This window comes from Streptomyces sp. NPDC001502, from assembly GCF_042894785.1.
GTDB lineage: Bacteria > Actinomycetota > Actinomycetes > Streptomycetales > Streptomycetaceae > Streptomyces > Streptomyces kutzneri.
Map to the genome: position 1 here is coordinate 27,018 of NZ_JBIAVW010000014.1, position 24,193 is coordinate 51,210.

Genomic DNA, 24,193 nt, shown 5'->3' on the forward strand with positions numbered 1-24,193 from the left:
GCACCACCGAGTACAGCCGCGACATGCCGTACCGCGCGAGCCGAGGAGACACTCCGGCGGGGCACCGCCCCACACCGCCCCACCGTCCTGCGGTCGGTAGCGGCCACCCCGGCGGGAGCCAAGAGAACCGCTTGGCCCCCGAACGGGAGTGGAAGCGGCAGACGAGCCGGCCTGTACGCCGGGTTCTGTCGCCCGGTGACCTCGCGGTCGCCGGGGAGACGGCCATCCATCTAGGACCGGTGTTGCCACCGGCCTCGTGCGGTCTACCCGCGAACTCGGGCGGGCAGCCCTCAAGCGTTCGCGCAGACCCGTCCGGGGACGGATCCTCTTGACCTTGCTCCGGGTGGGGTTTACCTAGCCGCCTGAGTCACCTCAGGCGCTGGTGGTCTCTTACACCACCGTTTCACCCTTACCGAGGGCCGAAGCCCCTGGCGGTCTGTTTTCTGTGGCACTGTCCCGCGGGTCACCCCGGGTGGGCGTTACCCACCACCCTGCCCTGTGGAGCCCGGACGTTCCTCGGCGGGATCCGAGGATCCCGACGCGGCCGCCCGGCCGACTCGTCTGCCGTGGCGACCATGTTACCCGGGGCGACGGCCCCGCCCGACCTCGCTTGACCTTGACGCAGCGGCAGGGTTTCTACTGGGGGCATGCGGATCGGAGAGATCGCCGCGGTCGTCGGGCTCACCACCCGGGCGATCCGGCACTACCACCATGTCGGGCTGCTCCCGGAACCGGAGCGGCGCCCCAACGGCTACCGGGCCTACAGCCTCCGCGACGCCGTCCTGCTGGCCCGCGTACGCCGGCTCACCGAGCTCGGACTCAGCCTCGACGAGGTGCGGGACGTCCTCGCGGACGATGCCGGGCGCGAACTCGCCGACGTCCTCACGGAACTCGACGCCGACCTCGCCCGCCAGGAGGCCGAGATCCAGGAGCGGCGGCGCCGGCTCGCCGTGCTGCTCGCCGCCGGGCCGGGGGAGGCCGAGCCGCTCTCGCCCGGGCTCGCCGCGCTGCTGGCGAAAGCGCCGCCGACCGACTCGAAGGCCGCCGCCAAGGACCGCGAACACCTGACCCTCCTCGACGCCACGGGCGCGGGCGGCCAGGAGATCTACGCCGCGCTCGGCCCGCTGGCCGCCGATCCCGCCGTGCTCGCGCTGTACGTGCGCCTCGACGAGCTCGCCGACGCGCCCGTGGACGACCCGCGGATCCCGCCCCTGGCGGCGGAGCTGGTGGCGGCCGTCCCCGACGAGGTGTTCGCCGCGATCCCCACCGACGGGGTGGTCGTGACCGGGTTCAAGGAGGCGCTGCTCGCCGAGTACGCGCCCGCGCAGGCCGAAGTCGTCCGCCTCGTCATGGAGGCGTTCATCGAGAGGGGGCGGGGATGACCCGCATACGGGCGGCGCGGATCGCCGTCACCGCCGTCGTCCCGGCGGAGCTGGCACTCGTGGTGTGTCTGGCGGCCGGGGTGCGCCCGCCCGGGTGGGTGCTCGCCGCCACCGAGGCGCTCCTCGTCGGCGTGCTGCTGCTGGAGGCCTGGGTGCTGCACGGCCTCTACGCCGCCGAGCGCGCCTGCGGCGCCGACCGGCGGGCCGCCGGCCGGGCGGCGGTCCGGGCCGTGGTCCCCGTGCAGGTGCGGCGGCTCGTGCTGCACGAGCTTCGCGCCATCGCCTCCCTCGGCCGGTGGGCGGTGCGCGGGAAGCACGGGGTGCGCCCCGGGGACCTCGCCGCCGCCTACACCGGACCGCAGACGGCCATGATGTACGGGATGCTCTTCGTGTCGGTGATCGAGACCGTCGGCCTGGCCCTGCTCATCCCCTGGCCGGCGGTGCACCGGGTGATGCTGGTGCTGGACGTGTACGGAATCCTGCTCGTCCTCGCCCTGCACGCCGCGTGCGTCACCCGGCCGCACGTGGTCCGCCCCGACGGGTCCCTGCGGATCCGCTACGGGGCCCTGTTCGACCTGGCCATACCGGCGGACGCGGTGGCCTCGGTACGCGTGGACCGGCGCTATCCCGAGGGCCGGCTGGTCACGCTGTCCGAGGACGGGGTGCTCGACCTCGTCGTCGGCAGCCAGACCACCGTCACCCTGGAACTGAACCGGCCGCTCCCCTTCACCCGGCCGCTCGGCGCCACAGGCGAGGCCCGGACCGTCCGCTTCCACGCCGACGACCCCCGCGCCCTGGTCACCGCCCTGCGCCGACAGCCCGCCGCCTCCTAGACGGGCGCGAAGAGGATCTTCGACGTGCCCGGGTCGGCCTCCGCCAGCCGGACCCGGATCCGTTCGCCCAGGGGCAGGTCGAGCGTGGTGGAGCGGACGCGGCCGACCACTGCCGGGTCCTCCAGGTGGACCGTGCCCACCAGCGGCTCCCGGTCCTTGACGTCGATGACCGTGGCCTCGAAGGTCTCCCCGACCCGGTCCTTCAGCACCGCGGCCTCGACCAGGTCCACGGACTCCCGCTCCACCGTGTTCGCCAGCCGGCCGCCCTCCGCCATCTCGTCCGGGAGCGCGGGGAGGGCCGCCACCACCCACGGCGGCGGTTCGGTCCCGGCCACGGCCGCCACGCACAGCTCGCCGGAGTACCGGTCGACGAGGCGGCGCAGCGGCGCGGTGCAGTGCGTGTACGGAGCCGCCACCGCGGAGTGGATCGCCGGGTCGGGGCTCTCGCCGCCGGTGAAGACCGTGTAGCCCGCGCCGCGCAGCAGGGCCGTGCACTCCTGGAGGAAGGCGGCGTGGGCGGGCCGGTGCGGGTCGAGGGAGCGCACGAGTTCGGCGTACGGCACGTGGTGCGGCCAGTCGATCCGCAGGGCCTTCGCCGTCCGCCGGAGCCTGCCGACCGCGCCGTCGGGGGCGCTGGGCAGCGTGCGCAGGATGCCCGTGCCGGTGGCCAGCATCAGATCGGCCGCGGCCATGCCGGTCATCAGGGAGATCTGCGCGTTCCAGCCGTCGGCGGGCAGCGGGGCCCGGTAGGCCAGGGAGTACGTGCCGTCGCGCTCGACGACCTCCTGCTCGGGCACGTTGAGGGAGATGCCGCCGCGCGCCTGTTCCAGGGCCTCGCGGAGCCGGCCGATGTCCTTCAGGAGGGCGAGCGGCTCCTCCGCCGTTCCGGTGTCGATGGCCTTCTGGACCCCGTCGTAGTCGAGTCGGGCGCGGCTGCGGATCAGCGCGCGGCGGACGTCGACGGTCTCGACCCGGCCGTCGGGGTCGAGGTCGAAGCGCCACACCAGGGCCGGGCGGATCTGGTCGGGCAGCAGGCTGGCCGCGCCCTCCGAGAGGACGGCCGGGTGCAGCGGGACCTTTCCGTCGGGGAAGTAGAGGGTGGTCACGCGGCGGTGGGCCTCGGCGTCGAGCGCGCCGCCGGGGGTGACGAAGGCGGCGACGTCGGCGATGGCGTAGTGGACCCGGTAGCCGCCGCCGGAGCGCTTCGCCAGGTGCATGGCCTGGTCGAGGTCGACGGAGGCCGGCGGGTCGATCGTGAAGAAGGGGATGTCCGTACTGTCCAGGTCCGGGAGGCGGGGGTGCGCCGCCGCCTGCTCGGCCTCGGCGAGGACCGCCGCCGGGAAGGCCTCGGGCACCTCCAGCTTCGTCCGCAGTTCACGCAGCGCGGCCCGCAGAGCAGCCCCGTCTGCGCCGGTCATGTGCATCTGACGGCGTGGCATGCGTCGAGCCTAGGGGCGCCCGGCCCGGACGGCGCGGCGAGCGGCGTGGCCGACAGCGCGCGGGGGGTCGCGTCGCCGTCCTCTCCGATGAAGCAGACCCCGATGTGGGTGGTGTTGCGTCCGCTCGCGTGGGCGCATCTCATCTCTCGCCCCAAACTGACGTGATCATGCCGGGTGCCGGGCCTGCGGCCCGCGTGCGAGCGGTGGGGTGGGTGCCGGGCCGTCTACCCTGGCTCGGGGGCCGCACCCCCTGCGACGTCGTACCGAAGGAGAACCACCGTGCTCGTGCTGCTGCCGCCGTCCGAAGGAAAGGCCGCCGGCGGCTCCGGCGCACCCCTGAAGCCGGAGGCGCTGTCGCTGCCCGCTCTGGCCCCGGCCCGTGCGGTGGTGCTGGAGGAGCTGGTCGAGCTGTGCGCGGCGGACGAGCTGAAGGCGCGCGAGGTGCTGGGCCTGAGCGAGGGCCTGCGCGGCGAGGTCGCCAAGAACGCGGAGCTGCGTACGGCGGGGGCCCGTCCGGCGGGCGAGATCTACACGGGCGTGCTCTACGACGCGCTGGGCCTGGCCGGCCTGCCCGCGGCGGCGCGGGCGTCGGCCGAGGACGCGCTGCTCGTCTTCTCGGGGCTGTGGGGTGCGGTGCGGGTCACCGACGCGATCCCCTCGTACCGCTGCTCGATGGGGGTGAAGCTGCCCGGGCTGGGCGCGCTCGGCGCGTACTGGCGGGGGCCGATGGCGGAGGTCATGCCGGAGGCGGCCGGGGACGGGCTGGTGCTGGACCTGCGGTCGGCGGCGTACGGGGCCGCATGGAAGCCGAAGGGCGAGGTGGCGGGTCGGACCGCGACCGTCCGGGTGCTGCACTCGCAGACGGTGGACGGGGTCGAGAAGCGGTCGGTGGTGAGCCACTTCAACAAGGCGACGAAGGGGCGGCTGGTCCGGGACCTGCTGCTGGCCGGGGCCGCTCCGGCTTCACCCGCCGAGCTGGTCACGGCCCTGCGGGACCTGGGGTACGTGGTCGAGGCCGGGGCCCCCGCGAAGGCGGGCAAGGCCTGGTCCCTCGACGTGGTCGTGACGCAGATCCACCACTGACGCGCCGCCGCCGGTTCGCTGCCCGAGCACACCGCTACCGCGGCAGCCGGGGCTCAGCCCCGGACCCCGAGCCTCAAACGCCGACGAGGCTGGATTTTGGCTGAGCCGCGCTCCCCTGCGTGGCTGGCGGGCTGGAGTGCGCGGAGCGCAATTTCAGCCCCGCCGGCGTTTGGGGCGCGGGGTTTGGGGCGGAGCCCCAAGGCCGGGCGGAGCCCGGGGCTAGTGGCCCAGGGGCCAGGCGACCACGGCCGGGGTCAGGTTCGCGGTACCCGCGTAAGTGGCACAGGCGTCCGTCAGGGTTTCGAGGAGGGTGAGCGGGTCCGGGAGGGGGTGCTCCATGCCGCGGATCCAGGTCACCGCCTGGTCACCGGGCAGGGCCGCCGGCGGCACCAGGACGTAGCTGCCGCGGCAGTGCCAGCGCAGGCCCGGGTGTTCGTCCATGGTCTCGGGGTGGCAGTCCAGTGCGCAGGGCCACCACTCGTCCTCGTCCTCGGGGGTGCCGCGGGTGGCGGTGAAGAAGAGCATCCGGGCCTGGTCACCGGTGCCGCCCGACTCGGCGACGGGGCCCACCTTGATGCCGGCGAGCAGGAGCCGGTCGAGGGCGTCGGTGCCGGCTTCCAGCGGGACGTCGAGCACGTCGTGGACCATGCCGGTCGCGGTGATGAAGTTGGCCTGGGGCTGGTTGCGCGCCCAGCGTTCGACCTGTGCGCGGTCGGTGGTCGACTGGGTCTGCCAGGCGAAGGAGATCGGATGTCGGGCCGGTGTCGGACAGCCGATCCGGTCGCACGAACATCGGTAACCGGCGGGATGGGCGGCGGGGGCGAGCGGCAGGCCCGCAGCGGCGACGGCCAGGAGGAGCGCCTCGCGCTCCGCTCCGGGGTCCTCGGCGATGGGTTTCTGCCGCCGGCGCAGCCACTGGGAAATCCTGCTCTGCTCGCCGCGTTTGACGCGGCCGGACTCAGACCCCATCTATCCCCTCACCTCACCGTATCCCCGGCGGACCAACCCATGGTCCCACCATCCTGAGCCCCGGGTGACCGCTCTTGACGACCGGGGGGTTGGAGATGCGCGACCGGAAACCCCCACATAACCATAAAATCAGGCCAAATGTTCTCGGCCGGTCTTCGATTCCCTGCCCGCTAGCGGGCGGTGACGTTGGCCACCCCGCCCAGTACCCGGTCCACGAGCGCGTCGGTGTAGGCGTGCGTCAGGGGCGCGGTGCGCAGCAGCCAGCGGTAGGTCAGCGGTCCCACCAGCATCTCCACGGTCAGCCGCAGGTCCGTGTCCGGCGCGAGCTGGCCGGCCTCCCGGGCCGTGTGCAGCCGGGCCTCGTACAGGGCGAGCTGGGGCTCCAGCAGCTTCTCGGTGAAGCGGGCGCCGAGCTCGGGGTCGGTGGCCCCGGCCGCCGTCAGGGCGCGCGCGGGAGCCTCGTACTTCTCGTCGTTGAACTCGTCGACCGTCGCCCGCAGTACGTGCTTCAGGTCGGCCGCGAGATCCCCGGTGTCGGGGAAGCCGGTCCACTCGGCCTCCGTCTCCGCGTCCCCGGCGAGGGCCAGGGAGGCGTCGAGGAGGACGGCGGCCTTCGACGGCCACCAGCGGTAGATGGTCTGCTTGCCGACGCCCGCGCGGGCGGCGATGGCCTCGATGGTCAGCTTGTTGTAGCCGACCTCCCCGACGAGGGCGAGCGCGGCGTCGAGGATGGCGCGCCGGGAGCGGTCGCTGCGGCGGGTGGCGTCAGGGATCTTGGGCATGGCCCGAAACTATCAAAGCGAGACGTTTCGTCTTTCCACAGGTTTGCGTAAACCACCCAATCAGTTCACTGTGCTGTCCAGGTGGAGGAGAGACGATTCTCTCCAGCACTCGTCCCGAGTCGTGTAAGTCGTGAGGAGCCTTCTTTGCGCAGAGACGCCACACCCCGGCGCTACCTGATGTGCCCACCCGCACACTTCAAGGTCACGTACTCCATCAATCCGTGGATGGATCCCACGAAACCGGTGGACCTGCCCCTCGCACTGGCCCAGTGGGAAGACCTGAGGGACCGCTACCGTTCCCTCGGGCACATCGTCGAGACCCTCGAACCCGACCCCGCGCTGCCCGACATGGTCTTCGCGGCGAACGGGGCCCTCGTCGTCGACGGCCGGGTCCTCGGGGCCCGGTTCGCCTACCCGGAACGGGCCGCCGAGGCCGAGATCCACCTCGACTGGTTCCGTACCCACGGCTACCCGGACATCCACGAGCCGTCCCACGTCAACGAGGGCGAGGGGGACTTCGCGGTCACCGCGAACTACATCCTGGCCGGCCGGGGCTTCCGCTCCAGTCCGCTCTCGCACGACGAGGCCCAGGAGTTCTTCGGCCGCCCGGTCATCGGCCTGGACCTGGTGGACCCGCGCTACTACCACCTGGACACGGCGCTCAGCGTCCTCGACGGCGACGAGATCATGTACTACCCGGACGCCTTCTCGCCCGGCAGCCAGGCCGTGCTCAGGCGGCTCTTCCCGGACGCCCTGATCGCCGACGGCCGGGACGCGGCCGCCCTCGGCCTGAACGCGGTCTCCGACGGCCTGCACGTCCTGCTCCCGCAGGCGGCGACCGGACTGCTGGAGCCGCTGCGGGACCGGGGGTTCGAGCCGGTCCCGATGGACCTGGGCGAGCTGCTCAAGGGCGGCGGCAGCGTGAAGTGCTGCACCCAGGAACTGCGGCCTTAGACCCGGGGCCCGTTACGGGGCCGGGGGCCAGGCCTGGCCCCAGTCGGCGTCCCGGGCGGCCTTGTAGAGGTCGCCGTGGCGCTTGGTCACATTGACCCGGGTCAGGCCGGCTCCCTCGGGGCCGCACAGCTCCAGCAGGACGAGCCCCTTCCGGATCTGCGGCTTCCGCGTGATCCGGGAGGCGGCCGGCTCCGTCGGGAAGCGGGTCGCGGCGACGTAGCTGAACTTCTCGTCCTCGTACGGAAGTGAGCCGCCCTTGACCTGCCGGTGCAGGGAGGACCGGCTGACCCGCGCCGAGAAGTGGCACCAGTCCTTGCCGACCTCGATCGGGCAGGTCCCGTCGTGCGGGCACGGGGCGGCGATCCGCAGCCCGGCCTCGATCAGCTGGTCACGGGCCTCGCGGATACGCAGGTACCCCTCCGGCGTGCCCGGCTCGATCAGCACCACGGCCTGGCCGGCCCGCGCCGCCTCGGCGACGACGGCCCTGCGCGCCGGCACGGTCAGTTCGCCCAGTACGTAGGAGACCGTCACGAGGTCCGCCTCGGGGAGGCTCAGCCCCGAACCGATGACGGCCCGCCGCCACGCGGCCCCGCGCAGCACGTCGGAGGTCGAGGCGGCCGCCAGTTCCCGGCCGAGGGCCAGGGCCGGCTCCGCCCAGTCCAGCACCGTGGTCTCCCGCGGGCCGTCCCAGGTGGCGTCCACCGCCCAGGTCGCGGCGCCCGTGCCGCCGCCCACGTCCACGTGCGAGCCCGGGGCCCAGTCGGGCGCGGCCTCGGCCAGCCCGTCGAGGGCGCCCCGGACGGCCTCGAAGGTGGCGGGCATCCGGTACGCCGCGTACGCCGCCACGTCGGAGCGGTCACGCAGTACGGGCGCGTCGGTCGGGGTCTGCCCCCGGTAGCTGGCGATGAGCCGCTCGACGGCGGCCGTGGCCTGCTTCGGCGGGAGCCCGTCGAGCAGCCCGCCGAGCGTGCGGCGGAGGGTGTCGGCGGAGGTGGGGGTGGAGGCGTTCACCTGCGAAGTTTATGCCGCCGGTCCGGGGCGGGGCCGCCGGTCTGGGGCCGCCGGTCCCGGGCGGGGCCGGCTGGTCGGGTGCGGCCGCCGGTCCGGTGCGGCTCAAGGATCGGGGCTCCGCCCCGGACCCCGCGCCTCAAGCGTCGGCGGGGCTGGATTCGGCGGATCGGCTCTGCCACGGGCGGCACAGGCCGAGGAAGGTGCTCACGGCGAGGAGGGCGCACACCAGCTGGACCAGCGCCATCGGTACCGCCGTGTCCTCGCCCGCGATCCCCACCAGCGGCGAGGCGATCGCGCCGATCAGGAACGAGGAGGTGCCGAGGAGCGCGGAGGCCGATCCGGCCGCGTGCGGGGTCCGCATCAGGGCCTGCGCGTTGGTGTTCGGCAGCACCACGCCCATCGCCGACATCAGGACGAACAGGGCGGCGGCGATCGGGGTCAGCCCGACCTCCCCGAACACCCCGGTCGACATCAGCAGCAGGGCCACCGCGGCGGCCAGGACGACCGCGAGCCCGACGGCCAGCACCTTGTCCAGGCGGACCCGGCCCACCAGCAGCTTGCCGTTGACCTGGCCGACGAGGATCAGGCCGACGGAGTTGAGCCCGAACAGCAGGGAGAAGGCCTGGGGCGAGGCCCCGTAGATCTCCTGGATCACGAAGGGCGAGGCGGATATGTAGGAGAAGAGCACGGCGAAGGAGAAGCCGCCGGTCAGGGTGTAGCCGGCGAAGACGCGGTCGCCGAGCAGCCCCCGCATGGTCCGCAGGGCGGAGCCGACACCGCCGGTGTGCCGCCGCTCGGGCGGCAGGGTCTCGCCGAGGCCGCGCCAGACCATCAGGGTGAGCACCGTGCCGACGACGGTCAGGACGAGGAAGACCCCGCGCCAGTCGGCGAAGCGCAGCACCTGGCCGCCGATGAGCGGGGCGATGATCGGGGCGGCCCCGGATATGAGCATCAGGGTGGAGAAGAAGCGCGCCATCTCGACCCCGTCGTACAGGTCGCGTACGACGGCCCGGGCGATGACGATCGCGGCGGCGCCGGCCAGGCCCTGGAGCAGCCGGAAGGAGATCAGCAGCTCGGTGGTCGGGGCGAGCGCGCAGATCGCGGTGGCCAGGACGTAGACGACCATGCCGATGAGCAGGGGCCGGCGGCGGCCCCACTTGTCGCTCATCGGGCCGATGACGAGCTGGCCCAGGGCCATGCCGGCGAGGCAGGCCGTGAGGGTGAGCTGGACGGTCGCGGCAGGGCTGTTCAGGGCCTCGGTGACCTGCGGCAGGGCCGGCAGGTACATGTCCATGGACAGCGGGGGGAGGGCGGTGAGCCCGCCGAGTACGAAGGTGACCAGAAGGCCCGTGCGGCGTGCGGCCGTCAGGGGCACCGTGGCGGTGGGGGCGGAGGGCGATTCGGGCGACGAGTCGTGCGAGGCGGCCGTCGCGGGGCCTCTCTCCGACATGCAGAACTCCAGTCTTCTCATCTGATCTACGCACCCCTGACCGACCCATGCTCTCAGCAATCGGAACGTCCGGGGAACGGGGCGCCGTGTGACGTACCCTGCGGCCCCATGGACGAAAGTACGAAGAAGATCGCCCTGGTGACCGGCGCCGGCTCCGGGATCGGCCGCTCCGTGGCGCTGACCCTGGCCGCCGCGGGCTGGGCCGTGGCCGTGGCCGGCCGCCGCACCGAACCGCTGGAGGAGACCGCCCAGGCCGCCGGGGAGGACGGCGACGTGCTGTGCGTACGGGCGGACGTGAGCGACCCGGACGACGTGGCTGCTCTGTTCGAGTCGGTCCGCGCCCGCTACGGGCGCCTCGACCTGCTCTTCAACAACGCGGGCACCTTCGGACCGGGCGGGGTCCCGCTGGAGGACCTCACCTACGAGGCCTGGCGCTCGGTCGTCGACGTCAACCTCACCGGCTCCTTCCTGTGCGCGCAGGCCGCCTTCCGGCAGATGAAGCGGCAGGACCCGCAGGGCGGCCGCATCATCAACAACGGCTCCATCTCGGCCCACGTGCCCCGCCCGAACTCCGTCGCCTACACCGCGACCAAGCACGCGATGACCGGCCTGACCAAGTCCCTGTCGCTGGACGGGCGGCCGTACCGGATCGCCTGCGGCCAGATCGACATCGGCAACGCGGCGACCGAGATGACCGAGCGGATGCAGACCGGCATCCTCCAGGCCAACGGGCAGCTGGCCGTCGAGCCCGTGATGGACGCCGCCGACGTGGCCCGTACGGTCCTGCACATGGCGGAGCTCCCGCTGGAGGCGAACGTGCAGTTCGCGACGGTGATGGCGACCTCGATGCCGTACATCGGCCGCGGCTGAGCCACGCCGGATCCACCGCCGAAACGCATTGCCAGGCCGCCGGGACGCGGACGATCATGGCCGCATGACCGACACCGAGGTGCTGCGCTACACCGCCTTCTCCCACGATCCGGACGGCGGCAACCCCGCCGGGGTCGTGCTCGACGCCGCGGGGCTGGACGAGCGCGCCATGCTGGAGATCGCCGCCGGGCTGGGCTACAGCGAGACGGCCTTCCTGACGGCCCCGCCCGAGGGGTTCGGCGGTGAGGAGGGCCGGTCCTTCACCGTGCGCTACTTCAGCCCCAAGGCGGAGGTCCCCTTCTGCGGGCACGCGACCGTGGCCACGGCCGTCGCGCTGGGGGAGCGGATCGGGCCGGGCGAGCTCCTCCTCGCCACCCGGGCGGGGACCGTACCGGTGTCCGTCACCTCGGAGGGCGGGCAACTGCGGGCCACGCTCACCAGCGTCGAGCCGCACACCGAGGAGATCGGCGCGGCGGACCTCGCCGAGGCACTGGCCGCGCTGGACTGGCCCGAGGCCGACCTGGACCCGGCGTTCCCGCCCGCGATCGCCTACGCCGGGGCCCGGCACCTGGTGCTCGGCGCCCGCACCCGGGCCCGGCTCGCGCACCTGGACTACGACTTCGCCCGGCTGGAGGCCCTGATGCGGCGCCTGGACCTCACCACGGTCCAGCTGGTGCACCGGGCCGGACCGGCCGAGTTCCACGTACGCGACCCCTTCCCGGTGGGCGGTGTGGTCGAGGACCCCGCCACGGGAGCCGCCGCGGCCGCCTTCGGCGCGTACGCCCGCGAGCGCGGCCTGGTCCCGGCGGACGCCGTGCTCACCCTGCACCAGGGAACGGACATGGGCCGCCCCGGGGTGCTCACGGTGGAACTGCGCGCCGGTGACCCCCGGGTCAGGGTGGGCGGCGAGGGCGTCCGCATCCCGTGAGCGAATCCATCGGCCCGGATTCCCGGGGCTCGGCCCCGGACCCCGCTCCTCAAACGCCGGAGGGGCTGGATTCGTGAGGGTGACCGGATGCGCCGAGGCGGACCTGCCCGCAGGGCTGGCGCGGCAGGTCGCGGAGCTGGAGGACGCGGCCTGGCCGGGGTCCGAGCCCGGGCACGACCCGGCCCTGGCCCCGCGGGCCCTGCTCCTGCTGGCCGCGGACGGCACCGTGGCCGCCTCGCTGGCACTGCTGTTCAAGGAGATCCGGCTCGCGGGGCGGACCTACCGGGCGGCCGGGCTGAGCGCGGTCGTGACCCGGCCCACGCTGCGTGGCCGGGGATGCGGGGCGCGGCTCGTGGCCGCGGCCCGCGCCGAGCTGGCGGCGGACCCGGCCGTGGACCTGGCGCTGTTCAGCTGCGACCGGCCCCTGGCGGCCTTCTACGAGGCGGCCGGCTTCGCAGTGCTGCCCGGCACGGTCCTGGTGGGCGGGACCCCCGAGGATCCCCTGGCCACCGACGGCCCCGGCTTCGACAAGGTGGTGCTCGCGGCCTTCTTCACGGACGACCCGGGCCGGGACCGCGCCGCCTTCACGGGCGTCCGCGTCCCGCTCCACCCCGGAAACACCGACAGGCTGTGGTGACGGGCCCGAAGGCCCCTCACCACAGCCTGCCGGCGGCGGCCGCTCGGCCGGACGCCCTCAGTTGGCGGGCGTGGAGTCCGAGTCCGCGGGCCGCACCTTCGGCGCGGCCGCCGGGCGGCCGCGGTCCACGAGGAACAGCGTCAGCACGGGGACCAGGTACAGCAGCCAGACCGTGAGCTGGAGGACGGTCGGGTCGGGCTGGAAGTTGAAGACGCCCTTGAGCAGCGTCCCGTACCAGCTGTCCGGCGGGATCGTCTCGCTGATGTCGAAGGCCTTGTCGCCCAGGCCGCCCAGGAAGCGCGCCTCCTGGAGGTCGTGCACCCCGTACGCGAGCACGCCCGCGGCGACGACCACCAGCATGGCGCCGGTCCACCGGAAGAACTTCGCCAGATTGATCTTCAGCGTGCCCCGGTAGAAGAGGTACCCCAGCAGGATCGCCGTGGCGATGCCCAGCAGCACACCGATCAGCGGGGCCGAGGAGCCCTCGCCGCTGGCCCGTACCGACGCCCACACGAACAGGGCCGTCTCCAGGCCCTCCCGGCCGACGGCCAGGAAGGCGGTGGCGACCAGTGCCCCGGTGCCCATGGCCAGCGCCGTGTCGAGCTTGCCGTGCAGATCGGCCTTCAGATGCCGCGCGGTGCGCTTCATCCAGAAGACCATCCACGTCACCAGGCCCACGGAGATGATCGACAGGGTGCCGCCGAGCAGCTCCTGAGCCTCGAAGGTCAGCTCCTGGGTGCCGAATTCGAGCATCGCGCCGAAGGCGAGGGAGAGCGCGCAGGCGATCGCGATGCCCAGCCACACGGGACGCAGCGCGTCCCGGCGCCCGGTCTTCACCAGGTAAGCGACGAGGATGCAGACGACCAGGCTGGCCTCCAGCCCCTCGCGCAGGCCGATCAGATAGTTGCCGAACACGGCGGTGGTTCCTCTCCGGCGGGGACTACGCGAACAGCGTCCGGCCCCACCAGTCGTCCTTGTCGCGGACGCCCGGCGGGACGGCGAAGACGGCCGAACCCACGTGCTGGATGTATTCGTTGAGGACGTCGGACCGGGCCAGATTGCGCTGGATCGGGATGAAGCCCTTGCGTATGTCGCGCTGGTAGGCGAGGAAGAACAGGCCCGCGTCCAGACGGCCCAGTCCGTCCGTGCCGTCGGTGAAGGAGTAGCCGCGGCGCAGGATCGTCGCACCGTTGTTGGTGTCCGGGTGGGCGAGGCGCACGTGCGCCTCCGGCTTCATCGCCTTCAGGAACGGCTCGTCGCGCTCCTTGGACTTGCCGACCGGGGCGCCCTCGCCCTTGTCACGGCCGAAGATGTCCTCCTGCTCCTGGAGCGGGGTGCGGTCCCAGGTCTCGATGTTCATCCGGATCCGGCGCGCCACCAGGTACGAGCCACCGGTCAGCCAGTCGCCGCCGTCGCCCGCGCCGACCCACACGTGCTTGTCCAGGGCGGCCTTGTCGGTGCCGGAGATGTTCCGGGTGCCGTCCTTGAAGCCCATCATGTTGCGCGGGGTCTGCTCGTCGGGGGTGGTCGACGAGGTCTTGCCGAAGCCGAGCTGCGACCAGCGCATGGCGGTGCGGCCGAAGCCGATGCGGGCCAGCTGGCGGATCGCGTGCACGGCGACCTGCGGGTCGTCGGCGCAGGCCTGGACGCAGAGGTCGCCGCCGGAGCGGGCCGGGTCCAGGTTGTCGCCGGGGAACAGCTCCAGGTCCACCAGTGCCTCGGGGCGCTTGCCCTCCAGCCCGAACCGGTCCTTGGCGAACAGGCCCGGACCGAAGCCGATGGTCAGGGTGAGGCGGGAGGCCTTCAGGCCCAGTGCCTCGCCCGTGTCGTCCGGCGGGGCCTCCGGGAGGCCGCCGAAGCCGCCCTCACCGACCGGCAGGCCGGCCGTCATCAGCCGGGCCGCCACCGTCCACTCCTTGAGGAGCTTGATCAGTTCCTCGCGGTCCTTCGTCTTCACGTCGAAGGCCGCGAAGTGCAGGCGGTCCTGCACGGCGCTCGCGATACCGGCCTGGTGCTCGCCGTGGAACGGCACGGCGCCCCCGGTCGCGGCGGCCGAGACCATGTCCGAGCCGCCGCCGAAGGCCGTCACCGCACCGCCGGCCGCGGCGGCGCCGAGCGCGAACCCGGCTCCGCCCCAGCCCAGCACCGCACGTCGTGAGGGCGCGGCGGCGGAGGCCGGCACCGAGCCGTCGCCGTGCTGCTGAGACTGCTGCTGCTGCGGCTGCTGCGCAGCCGAGTCCGACTCGGTCATCGTCCTCTCCCGTCTGCTTCCGTCTCCGCCGGTTACTTGGTGACCGCGGCAGCGAGCTTGGAGAGCGGCTCGGCGAGCGCGTTCACGCCGTCCGAGAGCTCCTTGCGCTCCGGCTCGCCGACCTTGTCGTACGAGGTGAACTCGTAGGTGGTCTGGTCGGCGCGGTACTTGTCGAGAAGGGTGTTCAGGGCCGCGAACTGGGTGTCGAGCTGCTTGACCAGCTCCGGGTCGTTCTTCGCAGCGATCGGCTTGAGCAGCTCGTACGCCTTCTGCGCACCCTCGACGTTGGCCTTGAAGTCGACCAGGTCGGTGCGCGAGTAGCGCTCCTCCTCGCCGGTGACCTTGCCGGTGGCGACCTCGTCCAGGAGCTCCTTGGCGCCGTTGGCGATCGAGGTCGGGGTGATCTCCGCCTGGCCGACCTTCTTCTGCCAGTCGGTGAGGTCCGTCATCAGGGTGTCGGCGAGCTGCTTCTCGCGGTCGCCGATCTTGTTGTCGGCCCACAGGGCCTTCTCCAGGCGGTGCCAGCCGGTCCAGTCCTTCTCCAGGTCCTGGCCGGCCTCCAGGCCGTCCTCGCGGACGTCGACCTTCGGGTCGATGTCGCCGAAGGACTCGGCGACCGGCTCGGTGCGCTCCCAGCCGATGCGCGAGCCGGCGTAGAGCTTCTTCGCGCCCTCGATGTCACCGGCCTTCACCGCGTCCGCGAAGGCCTGCGCCTTGGGGAGGGTCTCCTCGGCCTGCTGGACCACGTAGGCGCGGTACGCGGCGACGGCGGCGTCCGCCTCGGGGCTGCGCTTCTCCTCGGCGCCGCCCTTGCCGGTGGCCTTGACCTTCTTGGAGATGCCGTCGCCCTTCATGCCGGGCTTGCAGACGATCTCGTAGTCGCCCGCCTTGATCTCGGCGGTGATGGAGGCCTTGGTGCCGGGGCCGATGTTCTCGCGCTCGGTCACGATGCGGGCGTCCGGGAAGAGGACGTAGACCTCGGTGACCTTGGAGCCCTTGTTCTCGACGTCGATCTGCACCTTGCCGGCCGGGAACTCCGTCTTCGACACGTCGCAGGCGCTGTCGGACGCCGCCACCTTGATCGCGTCGCTGCCGCCCGCGTCGCTCTTCTGGGAGCAGCCGGTGACGGCGGTCAGTGCGGCCGCCACGGAGGCCGCGGCGATGACAGTGAGGCGAGCGGGGCGCATATGGGGGCTCCTGGCGTCGGACGAGGGGGCCGTCCCGAGGAGGGAAAGGCCGATGAGGCGGACCTAACTTAACCGAGGCTTACCTCACCCATACCCCCGCGTACCGTGATTCAGCTCATACGTTTGGGTCCTGGACACGGCCCTGTCACGGGGCCTCCACGGCAGCCCCATGGCACGGTCAAGCGGAGGTCAAGCCCGTACGGGAACCACCAGCGGGGCCCCGGTGCGCGGGTGCGGGAGCACCTCCACCGGCTGCCGGTAGACCCGGCTCAGCAGCTCGCCCTCGAACACCTCGGCGGGCGGGCCGTCCGCGGCGATCCGCCCGTCGTGCAGGACGGCGGCCCGGTCCGCGTAGGCGGCGGCCAGCCCCAGGTCGTGCAGGACGACGACGACCGCGTCCCCGGCCGCGGCCCGCTCCCGGCAGATGCGCAGCACGAGTTCCTGGTGGCGCAGGTCGAGGGCGGCGGTCGGTTCGTCGAGCAGCAGCAGCGGGGCCCGCTGGGCCAGTACGCGGGCCAGCGCGACCCGGGCCCGCTCACCGCCGGAGAGGGCGGAGAAGGGGCGGGCGGCGAAGTCCGTGACCTCGGTGGCGGCCATGGCGACGGCCACCGCCTCCTCGTCGGCCTCGGCGAAGGGCGTGCCGGCCCAGGGCGCACGGCCCATCCGTACGACGTCCTCCACCGGGAAGGGGAAGGAGAGCGCGGCCGACTGGGGAAGTACGGAGCGGCGCAGGGCGAGATCCGGGGCGCTCCAGTCGCCCACCGGGCGGCCGTCGATCCGGACCACGCCGGAGGCGGCGGGCAGGTCGGCGGCGAGCGCGCCCAGCAGTGTGGACTTGCCGGCGCCGTTCGGGCCGACGAGCGCGAGCACCTCGCCGGCCCGGGCGGTCAGGTCGATCCCGGCGAGGACCTCGCGCTGCCCGAGCCGCAGGTGCAGGTCCACGGCTTCGGCGACCGCGTCGCCCCGGGCGGGGCGGGCGGGGACGGTCCTGCGCGAGCGGGTGAGCAGCCGGGTCAGCCTGTTGGCCGGCGGCCCGGTCGGCTTGTCGGTCGGCTTGCTCATCGGCTGGTCCGTCGGCTGGTTCGTCGGCTTGCCGTTCGGTCTGTCGGTCACGCCCAGCCTCCTTGCTTGCGGCGGGTGCGGCGCAGCAGCCAGAAGAAGAACGGGCTGCCGATCAGGGCGGTCAGTACACCGAGCGGCAGCTCGGCGGGCTGGGCGAGGGTACGGGCGGCCAGGTCGCCCGCGACGAGGACGACGGCGCCGGCGAGGGCGCTACCGGGGACCAGGAAGCGGTGGCCGGGCCCGTTGGCCATGCGCAGCAGGTGCGGGACGAGCAGGCCGATGAAGGTGATGACGCCGGCCACGGCGACGGCGGCGGCGGTGAGCAGCGCGACGACCAGGATGAGCGAGAGACGCAGCCGTTCGACGTCGATGCCGAGGTGGCGGGCCGGACGTTCGCCGAGGGCGAGGAGGTCGAGGCGGCGGGAGTAGAAGGGGGCGATCAGCAGGCCGGCGACGGCGCAGGGCAGGACGGCGAGGACCTTGGGCCAGGTGGCCTGGGCGAGGGAGCCGAGCTGCCAGAAGGTGATCTGGTTGACCTGACCGCTGTCCGCGAAGAAGACGAACAGGCCGATGAGGGCGCCGGCGAAGGAGTTGACGGCGATGCCGGTGAGGATGAGGGTGACGACCTCCGTCTTCCCGCCGTTGCGGGAGAGGAGGTAGACCGAGCTGACGGTGATCAGGCCGGCGATGAACGCGCAGACGGTGATGGTCCAGTTGCCGAAGAAGCTGAGGCCGAGGCCGATGGCGGCGACCGCGCCGACGGCGGCGCCGGCCGAGATGCCGATGACGCCGGGCTCGGCGAGGGGGTTGCCGAAGACGCCCTGCATGAGCGCGCCCGCGCAGCCGAGGCTGGCGCCGACGAGCAGGGCGAGTACGACACGGGGGAGACGGACGTTCCACAGCACGCTCTCGCCGACCCGGTCGAGGGGGGCTCCGCCGAGGCCGAGGTGGTGCCGGACGGAGGCGAGGACGTCCGCGAGGGGGATGTCGTAGGCGCCGACTCCTGCGGAGAGCAGGGCGAGGAGGGCGAGGGTGGTGACGAGGGCGAGGGTGAGGAGTGCGGGTCGGCGGGTGCGGTTGCCGCTGGCGCTGGCGCTCGCGTTGCGGTTGCGGGGCTTTGCGGGGGTGGTGGTGGCGGGGTCGGCGGGGGTGGCGGTTCCGCCGGAGCCGGGCGTGCGCCGGGGCGTCTCCTCGGGCGCCGAACGTGACGAGGGGTCGGAAGGCGCGGCGGCAGTGCGTTCGGTGCCCTGCGGGGATCGCCCCGGCACACACCTGTCCCCTTCGGAACCGTGCGGCGCCGCCGCGGTTGTCGGCTTGCTGGAGTCCTCGGGAGCGGTCCGTGCTTCGGGGTCGTAGCGGGTCACCGCAGGCGGCCGTAGAGCTGGGTGACCAGGGAGGAGAGGACCTGGTCGGTGCGGGGGCCGTAGTTGAGGAGGACGCCGTCGTCGACCGTGACCACCCGGCGGTCCATGCCGGCCGGGGTCTGGGCGACGCCCGGGATCTTCACCAGGCCGTCGATGCCGCCGACCGATTCGAGGCCCTTGGCCATGACGAGGATCGCGTCGGGCGCGGCGGCCGCCAGGGCCTCGCTGGTGATCGGGGTGAAGTCCTTGCCGAGTCCGGAGTCCTTGCCGGTGTCGACCGCGCCGGCCGCTTCCAGCAGGGAGGCCGCGCCGGAGTCCGAACCGCCCAGCAGGTAGACGGAGGCGGTGCCGCGCAGGTAGAGGAAGGCCACCCGGGGCTTCTTGCCGGAGGCGGCCGGGATGTCCTTGCGGACGGTGGCGATCCGGTCGGCGGTGCGCTGGTTCAGCTGCGTACCGGCTTCCTTGACGCCGAGCGCGGCGGCCACGGCGTCGATGCGCTTCGGTACGTCGTCCAGGCCCTTGGCGGGGGCGATGACGAGGACCGGGACGCCGGCGTCGCGGATCTGCTGAATCGCTTCTCCGGGGCCGCTGGTGGTCTCCGCGATGACGAGGGTCGGGCGCAAGGACAGGACGCTCTCCGCGGAGACGTCGTGTCCACGTGTCACCACCGGCAGCAGGGCGGCCTGTTCGAAGGTGGCCGTGATGTCCCGGGCGACGACCTGCTTGCCGAGGCCCAGGGTGTGGACGATCTCGTTGAGGCTGCCGCTCAGGGGGACGACCCGGTCCGTGGACGTGACCGTGACCTGGGCGCCGTCGACCGAGGGCACGGTGACCGGCAGGGCGGGCTGGGGCGCCGGGAGCGGTTCCAGCCGGTCCGGGACCGCGGCTGCGGTGGGGGCGGATGAGCCCGGGGTGGTGGCCGTACCTCCGCAGGCCGTCAGTGCGAGTGCCAGTGCTGCCACGGCAACTGCGAGACGGGGGAAGCGGTGTGACGCGGCGGGCGTAGGCACGAAGGCACCGTCCTGATCGTCCGACTGAGGTTCTGGAGACCGGGGGGTGTTCATCCGGCCGTGGTTAGCTTAGGTTAGCCTAACCTTGCCCGCTAGACCTTAGGAGGGGGCATTCATGCCCACAAGACCCGTCCGTGCGTTCGCCGTCGCCCTGTTGGCGGCCCTGCTGGGCGCTCTGCTCCCGGCGACCGCCGCCCAGGCGGGCACCGTACAGGGGGGTCGACTCGACTGGGGCATCAAATCGTCTTTCCAGAGTTATGTCACGGGTCCGGTCGCAAAAGGCGGTTTCAAGCTGAAGAGTGGCGCGGCCACCATCGGCGGCAGCCTCTTCCGCTTCCACTCCGCCGCCGGCTCCTACGACCCCGACTCCGGCACCTTCGAGGCCTCCTACTCGGGTGGGGTGACCTTCCAGGGCCACCAGAAGCCCGACGGCGTCTACGAGCTGGACATGACCATCAGCCGCCCGACCGTCAAGATCTCCGGCGGCAAGGGCACCCTGTACGTGGACGTCTCCAGCAAGGCCAAGGACAGCGGCGCGGTCACCAGCCAGTCGCAGGTCGCCTTCGCCTCGCTCGGCGTCGGCGGCATCAACATGAAGGGCGGCGCCAGCCCGCTGTCCCTCACGAACATCCCGGCCACCCTCACCGGGGAAGGCGCCAAGGCCTTCGCCGGCTACTACGGCGCCGGCACCCAGCTCGACCCCGTCTCGCTCTCCGCCGACGTCAAGAGCGCCCCGGCCGCCGAGCCCGTGCCGTCGGCGACGACCGCGCAGCCGAGCGCCACCGCGGAGACCCCGCAGGCGCCGGGCGCCTTCGCCGACGCCGCCGTCGACTGGGGGGTGCGCCGCACCTTCCGCGAGTACGTCACCGGCTCGGTCGGCCAGGGCAAGTGGACCCTCGCCGAGGGCGCCCAGGACGGCGGCGCGCTGTTCCGCTTCCCGCAGGGCAAGGGCTCGTTCGACGGCGCGAAGGGCACTCTTGACGCGGCCTTCGCCGGTACGGTCCAGTTCACCGGCGCCCACCTGGACCTCACGCTCGGCAAGATGAGCGTGAAGGTGGAGAACGGCAAGGGCGTCCTGTCCGCGGACGTCACCGCCGGCGGCGCGACGAAGAACGCCGTCCCGCTCGTGGAGTTCGACGCCAAGGGTCTGAAGACCGAGGGCAAGCTGGCCACCCTGACCGAAGCCCCGGCCACCCTCACCGAGGGCGGCTCCCAGGCCTTCAACTCCATGTACAAGGCCGGCACCGAGATGGACCCCGTCTCGCTCGCCGTCGCCCTGGACTCCACCGCCCAGCTGCCCGCCCTGCCCGACCTGGGCTCGACGGCCTCGCCCGCCCCCGCCCCCGCGTCCGCGTCGCCGTCCGCCGAGCCCGCCCCCGCCGCGAAGGCCGCCGAGTCCTCGGACGCCGGGCTCTTCGTCGCCCTCGCCGTGGCCGTCCTCGTCCTGGCCGGCGGCGGCACCTTCCTGGTCGTGCGCAAGCGCCGTACGGCAGCCGCCTCGGCCGCCCCGACCGACGCACCCCAGTAGGCGCCCCCTCCTCTCCCCCTTCCCCCGGTTCCTTCAGGAGTACCCAGCCATGTCGTCCATCCGACGCCCGATCTCCCTCGCGGCCGCGGTCCTGACCGCCGCGGCGCTCGGCGCCACCGCCTTCGCCCTGCCCGCCACCGCCGCGGGCGGCCCGCCTACCGACCCGATGAAGATCACCGGTGGCACCCTCGACTGGGGCGTGCTCGCGAGCTACCGCGCCTACGTGACCGGCATGGCCAAGGGCACCATCACCGTCGCGGACGGGGCCAAGCAGAACGAGGACGGCACGCTGCGCTTCGTCGAGCCGACCGGCGCGTACGAGCCGGCCAACGGGCACGTGGTGAAGGCGGCCTTCAAGGGCAGCGTCACCTTCTCCTCGCCCGCCCCGCCGGCCGGACACGGCTTCGAGGTCAAGCTCTCGGACATCCGGATCGACACCGGTACCAAGAAGCTCACCGCGGACGTCACCAAGGGCGGCGCCACCACCCAGGACGTGCCGATGGCCACCGTGGCCTTCACCGGTCAGGCGATGAACGGCCTGGCGACCACGCTCACCCAGGAGGCCGCGGACGTGCTCGGTTCGCCGGGCTACAAGGACAAGCCGGGCGACCCGCTCACCGCGAAGCTGGAGTTCGAGAAGAAGCCCGACCCCGAGCCCATCCCGGAGAACACCACCAAGAACCCGACCCCTCCGGCCGACGACACGCAGAAGGTACTCAGCGGCAAGCTGACGTGGGGCGTTAAGGAGTCCTTCCGCAAGTACGTGCTGAGCGCTGGCTCGATCACCCCGGCCGGCGGCGCCGCCAAGAACGGCGACACCTTCGACTTCGCCTTCGGCAAGGGCGACCTCGACGTCAAGAAGCAGAAGCTGAACGCCTCCTTCGAGGGCAACCTCCGCTTCCAGTACGCGGCCCACGGCATCGACATGACCTTCGGCAGCCCCCGCGTCGAGGCCACCGGCAAGACCGGCACCCTCTACGTGGACGTCAAGAACGGCTCCGGCACCAAGACGGGCCTTCGCTTCGCCACGCTCGACCTGTCGAAGACCGACTACAAGACCAAGAACGGCGTCCTGGCGCTGAACGCCGTCCCGGCGGTCTTCACCGCCGAGGGTGCGGCCGCCTTCGCCAACGACACCACCGGCTCCATGTACAAGGCGGGCGACGCGATCGACCCGCTCACCTTCGCCGTGGCGGTGGACAAGGACGCCACCCTGCCGAGCACCGGTGGGACGACCGGCGGCGCGACGGGCGGCTCGAACGGCGGCACCACCGGCGGAACCGGCACCACCACGGGTGGCACCACGGGCGGTACGACCGGCGGCACCACCGGCGGTACGGGCGGCACCGTCGGCGGCGGCTCCTCCTCCGTCGGCGGCAACCTCGCCAACACCGGCGCCGAGATCCCGGCCGGGGCCCTGCTCACCACCTCCGGCGTGGTGATCGCGGCCGGCGCGGGCGCGGTGTACCTCGCGCGCAGGCGCCGTACGGCCCAGGTCTGAGCCGTGCTTCAATTCCCGCGTGAACGATCTCGACGTGTTGAAGGTCTTCTGCGCGGGTGACGGCCGCTTCGGCAACCTGCTCGGTGTCGTACGCGACGGCCGGACCTGCCCCGACGACGCGTCGCGGCAGGCCCTGGCCGCCGAACTCGGCTACAGCGAGACGGTGTTCGTCGACGACCCCGAGCGCGGGGTCGTCGACATCCGCACCCCCGGCACGCGCATGTCCTTCGCGGGACACCCGCTGGTCGGGGCCGCGTGGTTGCTGGACATAGAGGAGCTCCAGCCGCCCGCCGGATCCGTATGGGCCCGCGACGACGGGGAGTTCACCTGGATCACGGCCCGCCCCGAGTGGGTCGAGGGCAAGCGCACCGAGCAGTACGGATCCGTCGCCGAGGTCGAGGCGCTGCCCGCCCCGCCGCCCGGCGAGGGCTGGTTGTACGCCTGGGCCTGGGAGGACGAGGCCGCGGGTCGCGTGCGGGCCCGGGGCTTCCCGCGCCGCCCCGACGGGATCATCGCCGAGGACGAGGCCACCGGATCGGCGGCGATCCTGCTGACGGCCCAGCTGAACCGAGCCCTGAACATCACCCAGGGCGCCGGATCCCAGATCCTCACCGCCCCCGGCCCGGACGGCACCGTGGAGATCGGCGGCCGCGTCCGGTTCGCCCCGCCCCCGGACCGGATCTGACACACGCCCTCCTGAGTATCCCGTACGGGAGGAAGTGAGTACGCGGGCGCTGACGCGGCCGGCGGGCGCCGCGGTGCAATGGCGTCATGACGAAGACTTCGGTGACCGGCCGCCCCGACGAGCGGCAGCGGTGGCTGCCGGTGGCGGTGCTCTTCACCGTACTGGCCCCGGTGGCCGTGTGGTGCGGCCGGGCGAGCTCGTACCTGCCCGGCTTCCCGCCCGGGTTCGTCCTTTTCTACGCCCTGCCGCTGGCGATGGTGGCCTTCACCTGGATCCCGCCCCGGACGGACGCGCAGCGCAGGCGGCGCCTCGCGCTGGGGAGCACCGGCTGCCTCCTGGCCTTCCTCTATCCCCACCTGGTCCTCATCGGGTGGCTCGCGCTCTGGGCGCTCTCGGGCAGCTGACGTCGGCGCGGGGCCGGATTTTTTACCGACAAGGCGTCGGGAACTCATTGACTTAGGCAAGCCTAAGTAGGAGGATCGGGCGTGACGGTGATGCCGTCACGCCTGATTCCTCTTCCTGGAGGTCCGCCTTGGACGCCTTCTCTACGGTCATCCGCGTCGCCTCGCACGAGCAGCACACCGAGGCCGAGACGTCGACCTTCATGAGCGATCTGCTGGGTGGACGGCTCGGCGTGGACGCGTACACGCGCTACACCGAGCAACTGTGGTTCGTGTACCGGGCCCTGGAGGACGCGGCCGAATCCCTGAAGGACGACCCGGTGGCAGGCCCGTTCATCCAGCCCGAGCTCATGCGCGTCGCCGAGATCGAGCGCGACCTCGCCCACCTGGTGGGCCCGGACTGGCGTGAGAGCGTGGTGGCCCTGCCCGCGACGCGTGCGTACGCCGACCGGGTGGCCGAGTGCGCGGCGCAGTGGCCGGGCGGGTACGTCGCCCACCACTACACCCGCTACCTGGGCGACCTCTCCGGCGGCCAGATCATCCGGGACAAGGCCGAGCGCACCTGGGGCTTCGAGCGCAAGGGCGACGGCGTCCGGTTCTACGTCTTCGCGGACATCTCCAACCCGGCGGCCTTCAAGCGGACCTACCGCGAGCTGCTGGACGCCATAGCGGCGGACGACCTGGAGAAGCAGCGCATCATCGACGAGTGCAAGCGCGCCTTCGACTTCAACGGCGCGGTCTTCCGGGAGCTGGGCGAGCAGTTCCCGCTCAGCGCGTAGCCCGCGGGGAGTCCGCCGGGAGTCCGCGTGGAGTCCGCGGGAACAGGGCCGGGCCCGGTGCACAGATGCACCGGGCCCGGTCACAGC

The 24,193-nt window shown here is 72.8% G+C and carries 23 protein-coding genes and 1 other RNA gene; 12 read left to right on the forward strand and 12 right to left on the reverse strand.

The genetic code is table 11. The features are described 5' to 3' along the window. Positions 1–158: 158 nt before the first annotated feature. Positions 159–560, reverse strand: an RNA gene (gene rnpB / locus ACFY0D_RS23950) — RNase P RNA component class A. 87 nt (positions 561–647) lie between these two features. Here rnpB and ACFY0D_RS23955 point away from each other — a divergent pair. Both ACFY0D_RS23955 and ACFY0D_RS23960 read left to right on the forward strand, forming a co-directional pair. Beyond that, a complete protein-coding gene (locus ACFY0D_RS23955; protein ID WP_390800112.1) occupies positions 648–1,382 on the forward strand; it encodes a MerR family transcriptional regulator in 735 nt (244 codons plus the stop codon). After that, a complete protein-coding gene (locus ACFY0D_RS23960) occupies positions 1,379–2,215 on the forward strand; it encodes a hypothetical protein (protein ID WP_390800113.1) in 837 nt (278 codons plus the stop codon). The genes ACFY0D_RS23955 and ACFY0D_RS23960 overlap by 4 nt, the downstream gene beginning before the upstream one ends. Here the strand turns inward: ACFY0D_RS23960 and ACFY0D_RS23965 are convergent. Further along, the gene (locus ACFY0D_RS23965) at positions 2,212–3,654 is read right to left on the reverse strand and encodes an RNB domain-containing ribonuclease (protein WP_390800114.1); all 1,443 of its coding nucleotides are present in this window, start codon (positions 3,652–3,654) and stop codon (positions 2,212–2,214) included. The genes ACFY0D_RS23960 and ACFY0D_RS23965 overlap by 4 nt on opposite strands. A 279-nt stretch (positions 3,655–3,933) precedes the next feature. Here ACFY0D_RS23965 and yaaA point away from each other — a divergent pair, with 279 nt between their 5' ends. Further along, entirely contained in the window at positions 3,934–4,737 is an 804-nt protein-coding gene (gene yaaA, locus ACFY0D_RS23970) for a peroxide stress protein YaaA (protein ID WP_390800115.1), read from the forward strand. Between the two features lie 219 nt (positions 4,738–4,956). Here the strand turns inward: yaaA and ACFY0D_RS23975 are convergent, their stop codons facing one another. Together ACFY0D_RS23975 and ACFY0D_RS23980 are read right to left on the reverse strand one after the other, a co-directional pair. Continuing rightward, positions 4,957–5,706: a bifunctional DNA primase/polymerase gene (locus ACFY0D_RS23975; RefSeq protein ID WP_390800116.1), complete on the reverse strand. Its 750-nt coding sequence runs from the start codon at positions 5,704–5,706 to the stop codon at positions 4,957–4,959. Positions 5,707–5,876: 170 nt separating this feature from the next. Then, a complete protein-coding gene (locus ACFY0D_RS23980; protein WP_390800117.1) occupies positions 5,877–6,488 on the reverse strand; it encodes a TetR/AcrR family transcriptional regulator in 612 nt (203 codons plus the stop codon). 81 nt (positions 6,489–6,569) lie between these two features. Here ACFY0D_RS23980 and ddaH point away from each other — a divergent pair, with 81 nt between their 5' ends. After that, positions 6,570–7,442 carry a dimethylargininase gene (ddaH, locus tag ACFY0D_RS23985; protein WP_390800118.1) on the forward strand — a complete coding sequence of 291 codons (873 nt, stop codon included), beginning with the start codon at positions 6,570–6,572 and terminating at the stop codon, positions 7,440–7,442. A gap of 12 nt (positions 7,443–7,454) precedes the next feature. On the opposite strand, the gene ACFY0D_RS23990 is transcribed toward ddaH, so the two are convergent. Continuing rightward, positions 7,455–8,453, reverse strand: coding sequence for a small ribosomal subunit Rsm22 family protein (locus ACFY0D_RS23990; RefSeq protein WP_390800119.1), 999 nt, complete (start codon positions 8,451–8,453; stop codon positions 7,455–7,457). Between the two features lie 136 nt (positions 8,454–8,589). Then, complete coding sequence (locus tag ACFY0D_RS23995; protein WP_390800120.1) at positions 8,590–9,903, reverse strand: Bcr/CflA family multidrug efflux MFS transporter; 1,314 nt, start codon at positions 9,901–9,903, stop codon at positions 8,590–8,592. Positions 9,904–10,011: 108 nt separating this feature from the next. Between ACFY0D_RS23995 and ACFY0D_RS24000 the strand changes: the two genes are divergently transcribed. The 3 genes from ACFY0D_RS24000 (at position 10,012) to ACFY0D_RS24010 (ending at position 12,338) form a co-directional block, all read left to right on the forward strand. Then, on the forward strand, positions 10,012–10,773 hold the full coding sequence (locus tag ACFY0D_RS24000) for an SDR family oxidoreductase (protein ID WP_390800121.1): 762 nt from the start codon (positions 10,012–10,014) through the stop codon (positions 10,771–10,773). Positions 10,774–10,837: 64 nt separating this feature from the next. After that, positions 10,838–11,701, forward strand: coding sequence for a PhzF family phenazine biosynthesis protein (locus ACFY0D_RS24005; protein WP_390800122.1), 864 nt, complete (start codon positions 10,838–10,840; stop codon positions 11,699–11,701). Between the two features lie 73 nt (positions 11,702–11,774). Continuing rightward, positions 11,775–12,338, forward strand: a complete 564-nt coding sequence (locus tag ACFY0D_RS24010; RefSeq protein WP_390800123.1) for a GNAT family N-acetyltransferase — start codon at positions 11,775–11,777, stop codon at positions 12,336–12,338. A gap of 57 nt (positions 12,339–12,395) precedes the next feature. Here the strand turns inward: ACFY0D_RS24010 and efeU are convergent, their stop codons facing one another. From efeU to ACFY0D_RS24040, 6 genes are all read right to left on the reverse strand, one after another. Then, positions 12,396–13,253, reverse strand: coding sequence for an iron uptake transporter permease EfeU (gene efeU / locus ACFY0D_RS24015; RefSeq protein WP_390800124.1), 858 nt, complete (start codon positions 13,251–13,253; stop codon positions 12,396–12,398). A 25-nt stretch (positions 13,254–13,278) separates the two neighbouring features. Then, positions 13,279–14,589: an iron uptake transporter deferrochelatase/peroxidase subunit gene (gene efeB / locus ACFY0D_RS24020; RefSeq protein WP_390800125.1), complete on the reverse strand. Its 1,311-nt coding sequence runs from the start codon at positions 14,587–14,589 to the stop codon at positions 13,279–13,281. Between the two features lie 32 nt (positions 14,590–14,621). After that, a complete protein-coding gene (efeO, locus tag ACFY0D_RS24025; RefSeq protein ID WP_390800126.1) occupies positions 14,622–15,776 on the reverse strand; it encodes an iron uptake system protein EfeO in 1,155 nt (384 codons plus the stop codon). Positions 15,777–15,965: 189 nt separating this feature from the next. Then, positions 15,966–16,838 carry a heme ABC transporter ATP-binding protein gene (locus ACFY0D_RS24030; protein WP_390800254.1) on the reverse strand — a complete coding sequence of 291 codons (873 nt, stop codon included), beginning with the start codon at positions 16,836–16,838 and terminating at the stop codon, positions 15,966–15,968. Positions 16,839–16,885: 47 nt separating this feature from the next. After that, complete coding sequence (locus tag ACFY0D_RS24035) at positions 16,886–18,106, reverse strand: FecCD family ABC transporter permease (protein ID WP_390800127.1); 1,221 nt, start codon at positions 18,104–18,106, stop codon at positions 16,886–16,888. A 92-nt stretch (positions 18,107–18,198) separates the two neighbouring features. After that, the gene (locus ACFY0D_RS24040) at positions 18,199–19,266 is read right to left on the reverse strand and encodes a hemin ABC transporter substrate-binding protein (RefSeq protein ID WP_390800128.1); all 1,068 of its coding nucleotides are present in this window, start codon (positions 19,264–19,266) and stop codon (positions 18,199–18,201) included. A 61-nt stretch (positions 19,267–19,327) separates the two neighbouring features. Here ACFY0D_RS24040 and ACFY0D_RS24045 point away from each other — a divergent pair, with 61 nt between their 5' ends. The 5 genes from ACFY0D_RS24045 (at position 19,328) to ACFY0D_RS24065 (ending at position 24,106) form a co-directional block, all read left to right on the forward strand. Continuing rightward, positions 19,328–20,740, forward strand: a complete 1,413-nt coding sequence (locus ACFY0D_RS24045; protein WP_390800129.1) for an HtaA domain-containing protein — start codon at positions 19,328–19,330, stop codon at positions 20,738–20,740. A gap of 49 nt (positions 20,741–20,789) precedes the next feature. Continuing rightward, positions 20,790–22,241: an HtaA domain-containing protein gene (locus tag ACFY0D_RS24050; protein ID WP_390800130.1), complete on the forward strand. Its 1,452-nt coding sequence runs from the start codon at positions 20,790–20,792 to the stop codon at positions 22,239–22,241. Between the two features lie 19 nt (positions 22,242–22,260). Continuing rightward, positions 22,261–22,926 carry a PhzF family phenazine biosynthesis protein gene (locus ACFY0D_RS24055; protein ID WP_390800131.1) on the forward strand — a complete coding sequence of 222 codons (666 nt, stop codon included), beginning with the start codon at positions 22,261–22,263 and terminating at the stop codon, positions 22,924–22,926. Between the two features lie 86 nt (positions 22,927–23,012). Then, a complete protein-coding gene (locus ACFY0D_RS24060) occupies positions 23,013–23,330 on the forward strand; it encodes a hypothetical protein (RefSeq protein ID WP_390800132.1) in 318 nt (105 codons plus the stop codon). A 128-nt stretch (positions 23,331–23,458) separates the two neighbouring features. Beyond that, a complete protein-coding gene (locus ACFY0D_RS24065; protein ID WP_314251161.1) occupies positions 23,459–24,106 on the forward strand; it encodes a biliverdin-producing heme oxygenase in 648 nt (215 codons plus the stop codon). The last annotated feature ends 87 nt before the right edge of the window (positions 24,107–24,193 follow it).